This is a genomic window from Ruegeria sp. BHSC223 (genome assembly GCF_059613025.1).
The window spans coordinates 24,906-38,374 of the sequence record NZ_JBXWRR010000021.1 but is presented as its reverse complement, the minus strand read 5'-3'; the positions used below and the strand labels follow the sequence as shown (position 1 = coordinate 38,374).

The following is a 13,469-nucleotide window of genomic DNA, read 5'->3' as shown; positions in this document are numbered from 1 at the left end:
GAAGTTGCGCATTCGCGCAGGGGCGGCATTTGCAGCGTCTGGCGCAAGCGAGGAGGCACGAACCTATGATCTGGATCGCCCTGCACTATGCCTTGGTGCTCGCCTGCGCGGTGCGCGTTCTTCTGCGGCCGCACCGTGATCCGTCTGCGCGCGTCGCATGGTTAGCGGTGCTTTTCGCGCTGCCGGTCGCGGGCGTCGTCGCCTACCTTTTCCTTGGCGAAACGAGCATTGGCCAAAAGCGTGTCGAGCGGCTGAGACGAATTCTTCGGGAACTGCCGAAGCCGCGCGGACCTGAACCGGCGCAGAACGAGGTTCTCGCGCCCCCTGTTCCGGACCGATACGCGCAGCTATTCAACATTGGCCGCTCGATCAGCGGATACTACCCTGTTGGCGGAAACCGGGCCAGGTTGATGAAAGACTCCGATGCTGCGATCGACGAGATGATCGCCGATATCGACGGGGCTCGGGACCACGTCCATCTGATGTTCTACATTTGGTTACCCTACGGTAACGGCGGCAAGATGGTCGAGGCACTGAAGCGCGCGGCTGCGCGCGGTGTGACTTGCCGCGCCATGGTCGACGATCTCGGCTCGCGGGACCTGATCCGAAGTCCGCATTGGAAGGCGATGGGCGATGCCGGCGTGAAGCTGGCCCGTGCTTTGCAGATCGGAAATCCGCTCTGGCGGGTTTTCGACGGCCGGGTCGATCTTAGGGATCATCGCAAGATCCTCGTGATAGACAACCGCGTCACCTATTGCGGCAGCCAGAACTGCGCCGACCCTGCCTTTCTGCCCAAGGCGATATACGCGCCTTGGGTTGATGCGGTCATGCGTTTCGAGGGGCCAGTGGTACGACAGGCGCAGCACCTCTTCGTCAGCGACTGGATGGCCAACTTCGACGAGGACATTAGCGATGTCCTCGACGCGCCGTTGGGCCCGCAAACGCCTGGCTTCACCGCACAGGTGGTGGCGACGGGGCCGACGGTACGAAATTCTGCGATGCCCGAGATGTTCGAGAGCATCATGTACACTGCACTGCGAGAGCTTGTCATCACGACGCCCTACTACGTGCCGACCGAGGCAATACAGGCGGCACTCTGTGCCGCGGCCAACCGGGGTGTCGATGTGACCATCGTGTTCCCGGCACGTAACGACGATTTCGCGGTCGGGGCGACGAGCCGGTCCTATTACGAGGATCTGCTGACCGCGGGCGTAAAGATCTACGAATTTCAGCCCGGCCTTCTGCACACGAAATCCATGACCGTGGACGGCGAGTTAGCGCTGATCGGATCGGCGAACATGGACCGGCGAAGTTTCGACCTGAACTACGAAAACAACATCCTTTTCCATGATGCCACGCTAACCGCCGAACTGCGTGCGCGCCAGAAGCTATACATAGCCGCAAGCATGGCGGTCACCCTGGAACAGGTACAGGGCTGGCCTTGGCATGAGCGGCTTTGGAACAACGCTTTGGCAACCGTCGGGCCAGTTCTTTAACCACCGACCCCTAACTGACGGGGGGTGAGTGATCAGGTCACAGATCTGCAACGCGAAGCTTCCTTCGGGTATACTTCAGCAAGCTTGATCAACGAACCACGTCCAACCAGGCCGTTGCAATCAGGCGGGGTCCATATACGTCTTCAAATGACAGCTCCGATCACAGCTTCAACCGAAACTCGGTAGGTGTGACGCCGGTCCATCTTTTGAATGCTCGAGAGAAACTTGGGGCGTTGGAAAACCCGAGCATTTCGGCGATTTCCTCGTTCTTCATGGATCGCTCGCTGCCAAGGATCTCTAGTGCCTTCTGTTTTCGAACATTGTCTCGAGTCTTCTGGAACGACGTCCCCAGCCAAGTGAAGGTGCGCTGCAAGCTCTTTGGATGCACATCGATGCGATGGGCAAGGTCTTTCAAGCCAAAGGATCCTTCGCAGATCCCTTTGTGACAAGCGATTTCCAACCAAACTTTTATGGCCTCGCGTCGGGATATATCATCGAACTCTCCGCGCCTGGCAGACGGGATTTTCCAGTTCAATTCCAATGGCAGCTGTAACCATTCCGTGGGAAATCGGATCTTTACGCCGTTCCACTTTTGTTTCAAGATCGAAGGCTTTGGTACAAGCTCTGGTGGAATGCCGGCGTCTTCCTGCACTACGATCAAGATCCGCGAGCGGTCGAACTCTTGGGCGACCGCCAATCTCAGTAAGGTTACCCAAATACTCGCGAGTGCGGCATCGGCCTGAATGATCGGTGCCGACGGGTTGAAAGTTCTCTTGCCCAAGATCACGGTGAAATCCACATTAATCTCAAGGGAATAGTGGATATTGCTGATCTGCCGATCGATTTCGAGGATTGCACGAGGAAGAAACTCGGCCAGCGTGCGTGATGCTTTGAAGCTTTCTCGAACAAAAACTGGACCAGCCTCCACGAACACCGCTGCGGCGCGGGCCGCGAAGTAGGGATCACCGAGCGCATCAGCCATTTCCTGCTCCGCACGGTAAAGCGCATTGCCTGTAATGAGTGTCGCGGGGTCCGAGAGGTCGAAGCTTTCGAGGTGAGCGGCCCTGAGCACTCGATCGGTGTTGCCGCCTAGCTGTTCGAATAGTTCAAGAAACGGCTGAAGCTGCAGTGCACGGTTGAATGCGATCCCATCATTAATCATTCAGCTGTCCTACGTATGAAAACTCGACCCGACGATACGCAAGCTTTTGCATTGCTTCTATGTACTTATCTCGTGAGGACAGAAATCAACTGCAGCTGTCCATCAGCGGTACGCTATTATGTGTCGGCAACAGGTATGGTCTAACGCGAACGCCACGACTCCTGAAGCCCATCAACAGTGACGGATATCGTTTATGTTCTTGAAAAACGCACTCCACTTTAGCTGCACCTTTGCCATCTTGGTTGCCACTGCCAGCGCGGCCTTGGCCAACGACATCGTCATCATGAACGGTCGTGTGATCGACCCTGAGACGGGCTTGGATGCAATTCGCAACGTAGCGATCCAAGATGGCCGTATCTCGGCGATCAGCGAATTCCCGCTTGAGGGCAATATCGTGGTCGATGCCACGGGTCATGTCGTATCTCCCGGTTTCATCGACCTGCATGCACATGGGCAGAGCATCGGCGACTATCGGATGCAGGCGATGCAGGGGGTGACGACAGCGCTCGAGCTTGAATCCGGCGTATTGCCAATCGGCGACTGGTACGACGGACAGGCTGCCAAGAGCCTGCCGATCAACTACGGTGCGGCGGCGGGCTGGACCTATGGCCGGATTGCCACCTTCGACAACACTGACCCGCTGGCAACCGTCGAATTCTTCCAACAGGCCCAGGCCGAAAACAGCTGGAAGATGGACATCGCCGACCCAGTCCAGACCGGGAGAATCCTGTCGCTGGTCGAACAGGGGCTGAAGGAGGGCGGACTGGGTATCGGGGTCAACGCCGGATACGCGCCTGGATATGGTCAAAAAGAATACTTCGCGTTGGCCGAACTGGCCAATGAATACGGCGTCGCGACCTACACCCATGTCCGCTACGCCAGCGTCATCGAACCGCAAAGCTCGTTCGAGGCGCTGAAGGAACTTATTTCCAACGCGGCGATTACCGGCGCGCATATGCACATCTGCCACATCAACAGTACCTCGATGGCGGACATCGAGGCAACGCTGGCCCTCTTGGAAGAGGCGATGGCGCAGGGCATCAATATCACCGTCGAGGCCTATCCCTACGGCGCGGCCAGCACTGTGATCGGCGCCGCCATGTTCACCGGGCCGGACTGGCGGGAACGAATGCAATCGACCTCGGAGAATTTTCAGCTTGGCGCCGACCGGATGACCGAGGACGAACTCGCCGATTACCAGGCCAACAAGCCCGGCACCTTCATCACCTGGCACTTCCTGGATGAAAGCAAGTCCGAGGATCTCGCCATGCTCGACATGTCGGTGACGCATCCCGCCACATTGATCGCTTCGGATGCGACGTTCTGGTCCTATTTCGACGACGACGGCAATATTCAGACCTATACCGGCGATGAGTGGCCACTGCCGGACAACGTGTTTGCCCATCCGCGCTCGGCCGGGACCTTCGCCAAGATCCTGCGCTCATACGTGCGTGAGCGCGGCGTGCTGTCGCTAAGCGAGGCGATCCGCAAGATGTCTCTGATGCCGGCGCAGACTTTGGAAGACTTCGTGCCACAGATGCGCCGAAAGGGCCGGCTTCAGGTGGGTATGGACGCCGATATCGTGGTGTTCGATCCCAAGACAGTGGCGGACCGCGCGACCTTTGAGAACGCCAACCAACCGGCCGTCGGCGTGCAGACCGTGCTCGTGAACGGCGGCTTTGTCGTTCGCGACGGAAGCCTCCTCCTCGACGCGCCGCACGGACAGCCGATCCGAAGGGAACCGGCGCAGTGAGACAGAACCCCGAAAGACACCAGGAAGAGCGAAAGATACCAATGAAACTGAATTCGTCCTTTGCCGCGGCGGCTGTTGCATCCGCGTTATTTGTGGCCAGCGCCCTCCACGCCCAGGAATACGATCTCGTCATCCTGAATGGTCGGGTCATGGACCCTGAAACCCTGTATGACGGCATTGCCAATGTCGGGATTTCGGACGGTCGTATCGTCGAGATTTCCAAGGAACCCCTGTCGGGGACGAAGGAAATCGATGCGTCCGGACACATCGTTGGGCCGGGCTTCATCGACACCCATTTCCACTGGCAGCAGCCGATGGGTTATTCAATCGGGCTTCGTGACGGATTGACCACCAGCCTGGACATCGAAGAGGGCTGCGCTGGCACAATCATCGCCGAGTGGTACGAGTCGCGTGCCGGTGTGACGCAGGCGAATTACGGATGCGCCTCCAGCCATGAGCAGGCCCGCGCCATCGTTCTCGATGGGTTCTCCGACAAGGAAATCCTGCTTCATGGACCCGCCGCGGCGTTGGAGATTCGGAAGGGTTCGGGTTGGAGCCTGACCGAGGCAGACTACGATACGGGCAACGAGATCCTGCGGATCATTGACAAGGGTCTTCAGGACGGTGGTCTTGGTATCGGCAGCACCCTTGGTTACATGCGGGATGGTGTGACCTCGCGCGAGATGTTCGAAGTGCAGAAGGTTGCGGCCCGCTATGGCAGGCATACAGCCGTACACACCCGATTTACCCCTGACAACGCCACTTTCGAGAATCTCGGCCTTCAGGAAATCATCGCCAACGCGCTGGCTCTGGACGCGCCGGCCACGATCAATCACTACAACAACCCGGGTTGGCGCCTTGGCCACGAACTCATTCAGCGTTTGCAGGAACAGGGTTACAACATCTGGGGCGAGATCTATCCCTATGCTGCGGGCTCCACGGCGTTGAACGCGGTCTTCCTGAAGCCAGAAAACTGGGTAGATCGCCTGGGCCACAGCTACGAGGATACGTTGCAGGATCCTGTGACTGGAGATTTCTATACGCTGGAAAGCTATAACAAGGCCGTGGAGGAAACCCCGACCAAGGAAATCGTGCTCTTCAAGATGCCGCCCGAAGACTCCTTGAAATGGCTGACACTCAAGGGCACGACCATGGCCAGCGATGCGATGTTCGCCGAGCCCTTGCTCGCACCTTGGAATACTCCATTCGAGGAGTTGGGCAACATGCATCCGCGCGGCGCCGGTGCGCGCGCTGCCACGCTGCGCCTCGGGCGCGAGAACGATATCCCGATTATGCAGCTGTTGTCGATCCTCAGCTACAACGCCGCGCACCATTTGGGCCGGACAGGGCTGAAGGCCATGCAGGAGCGGGGCCGGATACAAGAGGGTATGGTCGCAGATATCGTGGTGTTCGATCCCGAGATCGTGACCGACAATTCCACTTATGATCAGGGCTCGATCCCATCGACAGGTTTCAAGGCCGTTATTGTAAACGGCGAGGTCACGGTGCGCGACGACGAACTGCTGGAAGTGTTCGCTGGCCAGCCGATCCGTTTCGAGCCCGAGGCCGGGCCGCGTTTCGAGCCGGTCTCGGAAGAGGCGTGGAACCGAGAGTTTTCGACCGGGATGCCGGATGTGGCACCCGGGATTCCTCCGAAAGGCGGCAATTGAAACTGCCTTGTGCGTTTGAGAGGTTTGGAATGCGGTTCTTTTTGACAACTGTGGCGGCCATTCTGGCCGCCACGCCGATGTTGGCCGGTCCCCGCGCCATCGATTTCAACCAACTGCCGGATCCTGCCGCGTTGGCCTTCGAAGATCCATTCATCGAGATGGAACTGAAGGACCTGGAAGACCTACGCACTGTCGTGCGCTTGCAAGAGCGATTGAACAGCGAGACGTTTGACGCCAACACGCGAAACAGGCTTGCTGCTCAGGTCAATGAGGCCCGCAAATCGCTGGCGCAAGAAGGCCATGACATTGAGGAACTGCTGGCGGCCCGTTGGGAGGTGGCAATTCAACGAAAACGCGCCAAGCTCGCAACCAATCCTGCTTATGACAGTGCCGAAGTTGTCTTGGATGGGTTCCTGATACCCGCTGAAACCGACCCGGATGGTGCTTCGGTGGGTTACCTGGTGTCCGAGATTGGGCTATGCAGTCACAAACCGGCACCGCCGCCGAACCAGTTGGTGCGCGTCCGTTATGAGGGAAGTTTTCCAACCAGGAACCTGTATGTGCCAGTCCGCGTTATGGGCACCTTGTCTACGGACCCGAAAGATCAGACAATATTCATGTTGGACGGCACCGTGCGCATGGCCAGCATGTGGAATTTGTCTGCTTACAGGATCACCGTGCAGGGACCAGTCGCGGAGATCGAGATGGGCCAAGGCGCGCAGGGCGGTATCGATCCTTTGGCCGTCGTGCAGGGTTCGGAATGAACAGCCTGAAACGAAGCCTGGATGCGTTTCACCAGCTTAATTCCTTTGGGCGCTCACTGATGATCTTTGCGCAACCTGGGTCTTTGCTCGGCCGTCGTCCCTGCAGGAGCAAGGCGGGACTGGTGATTTTCTCCCTTTTGTTGCTTTTCACATATCCGGAGCAGTCGCATGCACAAAGCTTGGACGATCTCGGATTCGAGTCGCGCCTCAGTGTAGCTGGCACACTCGCGGCTGAGGCCGAGGGTCAGAGAACTGGTCTCCTTGAGGGGGCAATCGCCCAGAGAAAGAACTTCGAAGCTCGAACCGGCGTCTCCTTCGGTATCGACAATCAAATCCAATACTTGGGCACGAATTCCGGCAAAAAAAAACCTTCTGACGCATCTTCGAATGCGTTTCGCATCTATGGCACATGGAGAGCCGTGGGTCAGAACACGTCGAACGACGGCACGTTGGTTTTCAAGGTCGAGAACCGATCCGCTATCGGAAACAGGATGTCCACACAGGCGCTTGGGCCGTCTCTTGGGTATGCCGGTCTGTTCTCATCCACCTTCAGCGATGCGGGCTGGGTCTTGACCAATTTCTATTGGCGCCAGCGCTTTGCGAGCGGTCGCGGCAGTTTCGTGATCGGACAGGTCGATGTCACCGACTATGTGAATGTCGATGGGCTGGCGAACCCCTGGACGGCGTTTACAAATCTTGAGTTTCAGCAGCAATCAACCTTTCCGGCCCCCAGTCAGGGTTTGGGCGCTGCACTCAGGTGGCGGGTCGATAATAATTGGGTCATTCTGGCTGGTTTCGCACACGCAAATGGTGATCCATCTGACCCAGGTCGAAGCGCAAAAGACCTTTTCGAGACCGGCGAAACCTTCAAGCATTTCGCAATCGGCTGGACCCCTGATTGGGGGGCACTCTTTGATCGGCTCTTGCAGCTTACAGTCTGGCAGGTTGATGAACGCACTGCAGCCGGCGTTCCGGAGGGTCATGGTATCTCATTTGCCGCAAGCGGCCGTTCCGGTTCCTGGCATCGTACGTTCCGCGTCGGATATGCAAACGGTGGTGGTACTGCGCTGGATCGTTCGATCAGCTTTGCGACTGCATACGAGGCACGCGGTGACAAGGACTTAGCCGGCCTTGGATTGAATTGGGGACGTGCACCTGGAAGTTCGCTGAATCAGTACACGCTGGAAGCGTTTTATCGTTATGATCTGAACGATTTCTTCCAGATTACGCCTCAGGTTCAATATGTTGTGAATCCGATCGGCGATCCGAGTTCTGACGCCATCGCGGTCTTCGGAGTACGTTTGAGAGCAGTATTCTAACCCTGTTGGGGCTGTGTCAAAAAAACCGAGGGGGGGTATCGAATGAGGGCGTTGCACGTCGAAAACCTGACTTTCAATTGGCCCGGGTCGGAAAAAGCGACGCTGCGCATACCAAACCTGTCGCTGGCTCAGGGTGAGAGGAATTTCTTGTTTGGCCCCAGCGGGTGCGGAAAATCCACGCTCCTCTCAGCTATCGCAGGCGTGGTGGATGTTTCACCGGGGGCTATCCTGGTCGCGAACAACGACATAGGCGCGTTGAATGGCGGTGCGCGGGATCGGTTCCGGGTGGACCATATCGGCATGATCTTTCAGGTGTTCAACCTCATTCCGTGGCTGAGCGCGCTCGAGAATGTCCTTCTGCCTTGTAGATTCTCCAAGCGTCGGCTCGCGCGTGCGGGCGAGGATCCTGCGGGAGCGGCCCGACATCTGCTCGGCGAACTAGGGCTGTCGGATACGTCCCTGGTATCCAAGCCGGCTAGCGAACTCAGCGTGGGTCAGCAACAACGGGTTGCCGCCGCGCGCGCGCTGATCGGCAAGCCGGACCTGATCCTGGCGGACGAGCCGACCTCGGCGCTCGATGAGGCGGCGAAGGCGGTCTTTGTCGATCTGCTGGCAAGGGAATGCGCCGAAGCGGGCAGCGCGCTGCTCTTCGTCAGCCATGACCGCAGCCTGGAGCATCATTTCGACCGCAGTGTTGATTTCCTGGCCCTCAACGGGGGCGCGGCCTGATGCTGGTTTTCAGCTTGCGCAGCCTGTGGAACCGCCGCTTCGTGGCCGGCCTGACCGTGCTGGCCATCAGCCTCAGCGTCGCGCTGATCCTCGGTGTCGAGCGGCTCAGGGACGGCGCGCGCGACAGCTTTGCCAACTCCGCGTCAGGGATCGACCTGATCGTGGCGCCGCGCGGCAATTCGGTGCAGATCCTGATGGCCACCGTCTTCGGCGTCGGCGGCACCGGGACGGGCATGACCTGGGACAGCTTCGAGTGGCTGGAAGATCGGCCCGAGGTGGCCTGGGCGGTCCCGATCCAGATGGGCGACAATCATCGCGGCTATCCGGTGATCGGGACGGATGCATCGTATTTCGAGCATTTCCGGCACTCTGGCGATCAGCCTCTCTCCCTCGCCGCAGGCACGATCCTTGCCGATGACGGGGCGGATGCCGCCGTGGTCGGGGCCGAGGTTGCGGCGCGGTTCGACTATGCCCCCGGTGCGGTGATCGTCAACACCCACGGCTCGGGCGAGGTTTCCTTCGACCTGCACGACGACGCGCCCTTCACAATATCGGGTGTGCTCGCGCCGACGGGTACCGCCGTCGACCGGATGGTCTTTGTCACGCTCGAAGGCTTCGACGCCCTGCATGCGGAAGAAGACGCGCCTGCTGCCGACCCCCTCGACCCGGCCGCCATGCCCACCGACGATCATGACGATCATGACGATCATGACGGGCATGACGCGCACGAAGATCATGGCGCACACGAAGGCACGGAGTCCAAACACGGTCACGAACCGGACCGGATTAATGCCGTCTACGTTGGGCTGATCGATCGGACGAATGTCCTCGGTCTGCAGCGGGCCGTCAACGAACGCCCCTCCGATGCGTTGAGCGCCGTCCTCCCTGCAGTTGCGCTCGCCGAGCTCTGGGGGATTACCGGGACAGCCGAGCGCGCGATGCGACTGATGGCGTGGGCCGTGGCTTTGGCAGGAATGATCGGCATGGTGGTCATGCTCTCTGCGACCCTCGACACCCGCCGCCGCGAATTCGCGATCCTGCGGTCTGTTGGCGCCACGCCTACACGCATCTTTATGCTAATCGTCACCGAGGCTGCCATCCTCACCGCGGCGGGGCTGATCCTCGGCCTTGTTCTGCTCACGGTGGCCACGTTCGTGACCGACCCGATCCTGTCTGCCCGTTTCGGTCTGAGGTTGGGATTGAATGTCTTCGGTGCGCGCGAATTGGCCACCCTTTTCGTCATCTTCTGGGCCGGGCTCCTCGCCTCGCTCATCCCGGCCGTCCGGGTCTACCGCATGACGCTGGCCGACGGGCTGTCGGTTCGGCTATGATAAATGAAGGGGATTCCTCCATGACCATGTTCGCCCGCTTCGTCTTGATACTCTCGCTTGCCGTTTCTCCGGGTCTCGCACAGGCGACTGAACCTCCGGAAATCTCGTGGGATACGCTTGCACCTCCGGCCACCGTGATTGAGAACCCGTTCGAGAACCTCACCGATGACCAGATGGACAGCTTGCGCCAGATCCTGCGGTTCGAAGCACGGGCGGAGCGGAGTGATTACGCTGAAGCTCGCGCCGAAGCGCAAGCGTTGCGCAAACAATTGGCCGAGGACGGTCTCGATGTCGACGGGTTGTTCGCCGCGCGCCTCGCGATCATGGAAGAACGTGAAGCTGCGGCCACCAAGGTGAACGAAGACCTCGTTGGCATGAGCGTCCGCCTGCCGGGCTATGTTCTCCCTCTGGAATTTAAGGGTCGCAAGGTTGTCGAGTTTCTTCTCGTGCCCACAGTCGGCGCCTGTATCCATACTCCGCCGCCGCCCGCCAACCAGATCGTCCATGTCGTGTATCCCGAGGGCATCGAGGTTAGCGGTCTCTTCACCCCGGTATGGATCACCGGGACCATGGTCGCCCAGAGTTCGGTTCAGACGGTTGGCTATGTCGACGGACAGGCTCCGGTTTCTGTCAGCTATTCGATGCAGCCGCTGCTGGTCGAGGACTATAGCAGCTGAGGATCTTGTCGGCTCCAGACGGCGGTGTCAGAAGGAATCCGGTTCAGACGGGCAGGGCACTCTCGTGGCTTCTCTGCATGCCGAAACGTGATCTGTTCAAATATTTCCACAGCAGCCCAGAGATCATTCGTCTGGCGGTGATGTTGTACGTCAGATTTCCCCTGTCACTGCGCAATGTCGAGAATCTGCTTCACGAGCGCGGTATCGATGTGAGCTACGAGGCGGTTCGGTTCTGGTGGCACCGGTTCGGGCCGATGTTCGCCAATGAGATCAACTAACGGCGGATTGAAGGGATGAAATCCAGCCGCTGGCAGTGGCATTTGGATGAGAGTGTGCCGCGAGGCTCCGGCATTTTTCCGGGTGCCGAGCTACGCGAAAGATGAGGGTAGGTGCCTCGAAGCCGGCCGCAGGGGCAGGCGTCAAACCACTGCAAGCTGCGACGGTAAAGCGCCGTGGTGGTGAGCGTTGCAGATAAGGCGGGCTTCGAGCCCGTCAGGTATGGTCTGGAGAGACGAGCGTAAGCGAACCGCTGATGAGGTGTCGAAAAGTGCAAGATGATGTCGAAACCGGGGGGAATTCGTTAACCTGGGACGAGTCTGGGGGGCGACCTGATTTCTGCCCAGATGGCATCCGGCATGAAGGCGGCGTGACTCCAGATCAGGCTTTCGTGTGGAACGCGGGAACCTTTCGCCCCGATGACAAGGGAGAAACCCAAGCAGGCGGACCCTGTGAGGGTGAGATTACCGATGCGGGGCACAGGGGCGGAGCAACCCGTAGTAGTGATGAAGGTCCTGTAATGGGGCTGCAGCGAAGGGGTTGCGTTGTTCAGCTCTGAAGCGGGGACAACCGGCGACGGGAGGATCTGTCGCTGCAGGAGCGAGGAACAGGCGATGGCGCTTCGGGTAGCTCTGGACGCGCGCTTCGGGGATCGAATGCGTCGGGCACAGACAGATCGCGGTCGCGCGGCCCCTTGCGGTTATTCTTCACCGGCTCTGGGTCGAGGGAACGGAATTCGAGGCGAGTCGCGCGGGCATCTTCCAGCAACCTCTGCAGGATCGCGGTTTCGCTCGTCACCGATGCCCCCTGCGTCGTTCCACCTCCGCCGAGATCTGCGCTGCCATCAATGCCGCCACTCGTCCGGGCCAGGTGACCCAGACATCCCGTTCCTGCCGCGCAAGGCGAAACACCAGCGTTTCCGCCCGCGCCCGTTCGACCAGCGCGCCTTTCTTCTTTTGGATCGCAAGCTGGCGTTCCTGCGCCTGGTAGACCGTCAGCGCCGTGCGCGCTTTCAGATAGGACGAGGTCTCTCCCGGACCGCTGATCAATCCGTCCCCGCCCAGGGACCGGCATTGTTGGTCAGGGTCAGTCATCTCCGCCCGCCGCGCATCGGAGCCGTCCGCATCGATCGACCCATCGTCGAAGAGCACCAGTCGCCCGTTCCGGCGCGCCTTCTGCACGCCGCCGCGGGACAGGCCGGAATGGACGGCATATTCCCGCTCGCTCATCTCTTGCATGGCCAGAATGCTCCACTCAAGCCGATGATATCATTCGGATTTGAGTTGATAGATTGGCGCGACAGAGCGAGTCTGATCGCAAGAAAACGATGCAACTCACCCAAGGATGACCCGCCATGACCACCCGCCGCAAGACCCGGAGCAACGACGAGGCCCTGAGCGCCTTCATCGCCGCCAAGACCGAGATCGACGTGATGCTCGATCGTCTGAAAGCCCTCAGCGCCGACCATTTTGAGTTCGACCAGGAGGCCATCAACTGGGGTGCCGTCGGATCGCTCAACTCTGTCGCCGCCGATCTGCGCAAGATCACCGACTTCCTTTTTGGCGAGGTCGAACACGCCGCCTGAGGCGCCTGCGGCCGCGCGAAACCCACCCCGCCATCTGGCGGGGCTTGCCTCCGTAGAAGGTGCGCCAGGCGCGTGCCGGAACACCGGAGGCCACGATGCCCAAACTCACCGATACCCAATCGATCATCCTGTCCCGTGCGTCAGCCCGGCCGGGGAACCTGGCCCTGCCGCTGCCCGACGGGCTGCACGGCGCTGCCGCCAGGACAGTCGTTGGCAAGATGATGTCCCACGGCTGGCTTGAAGAGGTCGACGCCAACCTGCGCCGGGGCGAGCCCCTGTGGCGTGAGACCGGTGATGGTCACGGCACCACACTCATTGCCACCGAGACCGGGCTGGCAGCCATCGGGATCGATCCGGTGGCGGCGGGTGCGGTCGCCCGGGCGCGGAGGGCGAAAGTGGAGACGGGCGCGACGTCCGAGGTTCCCTCCCGGCCCAAGAGTCGCGCCGGAACAAAGCAGGCGCAGGTTATCGCGTTGTTGCAAAGGCCCGAGGGCGCGACGCTCGCAGAGATTGCCGCTGCGACCTCGTGGCAGTCGCACACGGTGAGGGGGATGATTGCCGGGGCGCTGAAGAAGAAGCTGGGCCTGCCCATCACCGCTGAGAAGGTTGAGGGCAAGGGGATGGCGTACCGGATTGATCTCCTGTCCAAGGCATCCACAAACTGACTTAACGGTATCGTTTTGCCAGCTCCGAAACTTGATCCCGCA

11 protein-coding genes and 2 pseudogenes are annotated in these 13,469 nt (G+C 59.8%); 11 read left to right on the top strand and 2 right to left on the bottom strand.

Annotated elements, in window-relative coordinates:
- Positions 1-65 precede the first annotated feature (65 nt).
- Positions 66-1,496, top strand: coding sequence for a cardiolipin synthase (gene cls, locus AC2FNY_RS19300; protein WP_496803453.1), 1,431 nt, complete (start codon positions 66-68; stop codon positions 1,494-1,496).
- A gap of 160 nt (positions 1,497-1,656) precedes the next feature.
- Here cls and AC2FNY_RS19295 read toward each other — a convergent pair whose 3' ends face one another.
- On the bottom strand, positions 1,657-2,658 hold the full coding sequence (locus tag AC2FNY_RS19295) for a helix-turn-helix domain-containing protein (protein WP_496803452.1): 1,002 nt from the start codon (positions 2,656-2,658) through the stop codon (positions 1,657-1,659).
- A gap of 193 nt (positions 2,659-2,851) precedes the next feature.
- Here AC2FNY_RS19295 and AC2FNY_RS19290 point away from each other — a divergent pair, with 193 nt between their 5' ends.
- The 8 genes and pseudogenes from AC2FNY_RS19290 to AC2FNY_RS19255 form a co-directional block, all read left to right on the top strand.
- Entirely contained in the window at positions 2,852-4,411 is a 1,560-nt protein-coding gene (locus AC2FNY_RS19290; RefSeq protein ID WP_496803451.1) for an amidohydrolase family protein, read from the top strand.
- A 41-nt stretch (positions 4,412-4,452) separates the two neighbouring features.
- A complete protein-coding gene (locus AC2FNY_RS19285; RefSeq protein WP_496803450.1) occupies positions 4,453-6,081 on the top strand; it encodes an amidohydrolase family protein in 1,629 nt (542 codons plus the stop codon).
- Positions 6,082-6,110: 29 nt separating this feature from the next.
- Positions 6,111-6,845: a DUF3299 domain-containing protein gene (locus AC2FNY_RS19280; protein ID WP_496803449.1), complete on the top strand. Its 735-nt coding sequence runs from the start codon at positions 6,111-6,113 to the stop codon at positions 6,843-6,845.
- Entirely contained in the window at positions 6,842-8,164 is a 1,323-nt protein-coding gene (locus tag AC2FNY_RS19275; protein WP_496803448.1) for a carbohydrate porin, read from the top strand. Before AC2FNY_RS19280 ends, AC2FNY_RS19275 begins: the two co-directional genes overlap by 4 nt.
- A 42-nt stretch (positions 8,165-8,206) precedes the next feature.
- Positions 8,207-8,893 carry an ABC transporter ATP-binding protein gene (locus AC2FNY_RS19270; RefSeq protein WP_496803447.1) on the top strand — a complete coding sequence of 229 codons (687 nt, stop codon included), beginning with the start codon at positions 8,207-8,209 and terminating at the stop codon, positions 8,891-8,893.
- A complete protein-coding gene (locus AC2FNY_RS19265; protein ID WP_496803446.1) occupies positions 8,893-10,224 on the top strand; it encodes an ABC transporter permease in 1,332 nt (443 codons plus the stop codon). Before AC2FNY_RS19270 ends, AC2FNY_RS19265 begins: the two co-directional genes overlap by 1 nt.
- A 20-nt stretch (positions 10,225-10,244) precedes the next feature.
- Positions 10,245-10,901 (top strand): DUF3299 domain-containing protein, encoded by a 657-nt coding sequence (locus AC2FNY_RS19260; RefSeq protein ID WP_496803445.1) that lies wholly within the window; start codon positions 10,245-10,247, stop codon positions 10,899-10,901.
- A gap of 77 nt (positions 10,902-10,978) precedes the next feature.
- A pseudogene (locus AC2FNY_RS19255) lies at positions 10,979-11,173 on the top strand (IS6 family transposase); the annotation flags it as partial.
- A gap of 763 nt (positions 11,174-11,936) precedes the next feature.
- Here the strand turns inward: AC2FNY_RS19255 and AC2FNY_RS19250 are convergent.
- Positions 11,937-12,415: pseudogene (locus AC2FNY_RS19250) on the bottom strand (hypothetical protein); the annotation flags it as partial.
- Positions 12,416-12,531: 116 nt separating this feature from the next.
- Here AC2FNY_RS19250 and AC2FNY_RS19245 point away from each other — a divergent pair.
- Both AC2FNY_RS19245 and AC2FNY_RS19240 read left to right on the top strand, forming a co-directional pair.
- Positions 12,532-12,762, top strand: coding sequence for a hypothetical protein (locus AC2FNY_RS19245; RefSeq protein ID WP_234140895.1), 231 nt, complete (start codon positions 12,532-12,534; stop codon positions 12,760-12,762).
- Positions 12,763-12,857: 95 nt separating this feature from the next.
- Positions 12,858-13,427 carry a DUF3489 domain-containing protein gene (locus AC2FNY_RS19240; protein ID WP_496803444.1) on the top strand — a complete coding sequence of 190 codons (570 nt, stop codon included), beginning with the start codon at positions 12,858-12,860 and terminating at the stop codon, positions 13,425-13,427.
- Positions 13,428-13,469 lie beyond the last annotated feature (42 nt).

Excerpts from the sequence above, each read along its gene's own strand:
- AC2FNY_RS19265 (WP_496803446.1), top strand. The coding sequence starts at position 8,893 with ATGCTGGTTTTCAGCTTGCGCAGCCTGTGGAACCGCCGCTTCGTGGCC.
- AC2FNY_RS19240 (WP_496803444.1), top strand. The coding sequence starts at position 12,858 with ATGCCCAAACTCACCGATACCCAATCGATCATCCTGTCCCGTGCGTCA.
- AC2FNY_RS19295 (WP_496803452.1), bottom strand. The coding sequence starts at position 2,658 with ATGATTAATGATGGGATCGCATTCAACCGTGCACTGCAGCTTCAGCCG.
- AC2FNY_RS19290 (WP_496803451.1), top strand. The coding sequence starts at position 2,852 with ATGTTCTTGAAAAACGCACTCCACTTTAGCTGCACCTTTGCCATCTTG.
- AC2FNY_RS19275 (WP_496803448.1), top strand. The coding sequence starts at position 6,842 with ATGAACAGCCTGAAACGAAGCCTGGATGCGTTTCACCAGCTTAATTCC.
- AC2FNY_RS19285 (WP_496803450.1), top strand. The coding sequence starts at position 4,453 with ATGAAACTGAATTCGTCCTTTGCCGCGGCGGCTGTTGCATCCGCGTTA.
- AC2FNY_RS19270 (WP_496803447.1), top strand. The coding sequence starts at position 8,207 with ATGAGGGCGTTGCACGTCGAAAACCTGACTTTCAATTGGCCCGGGTCG.
- AC2FNY_RS19260 (WP_496803445.1), top strand. The coding sequence starts at position 10,245 with ATGACCATGTTCGCCCGCTTCGTCTTGATACTCTCGCTTGCCGTTTCT.
- AC2FNY_RS19280 (WP_496803449.1), top strand. The coding sequence starts at position 6,111 with ATGCGGTTCTTTTTGACAACTGTGGCGGCCATTCTGGCCGCCACGCCG.
- AC2FNY_RS19245 (WP_234140895.1), top strand. The coding sequence starts at position 12,532 with ATGACCACCCGCCGCAAGACCCGGAGCAACGACGAGGCCCTGAGCGCC.
- cls (WP_496803453.1), top strand. The coding sequence starts at position 66 with ATGATCTGGATCGCCCTGCACTATGCCTTGGTGCTCGCCTGCGCGGTG.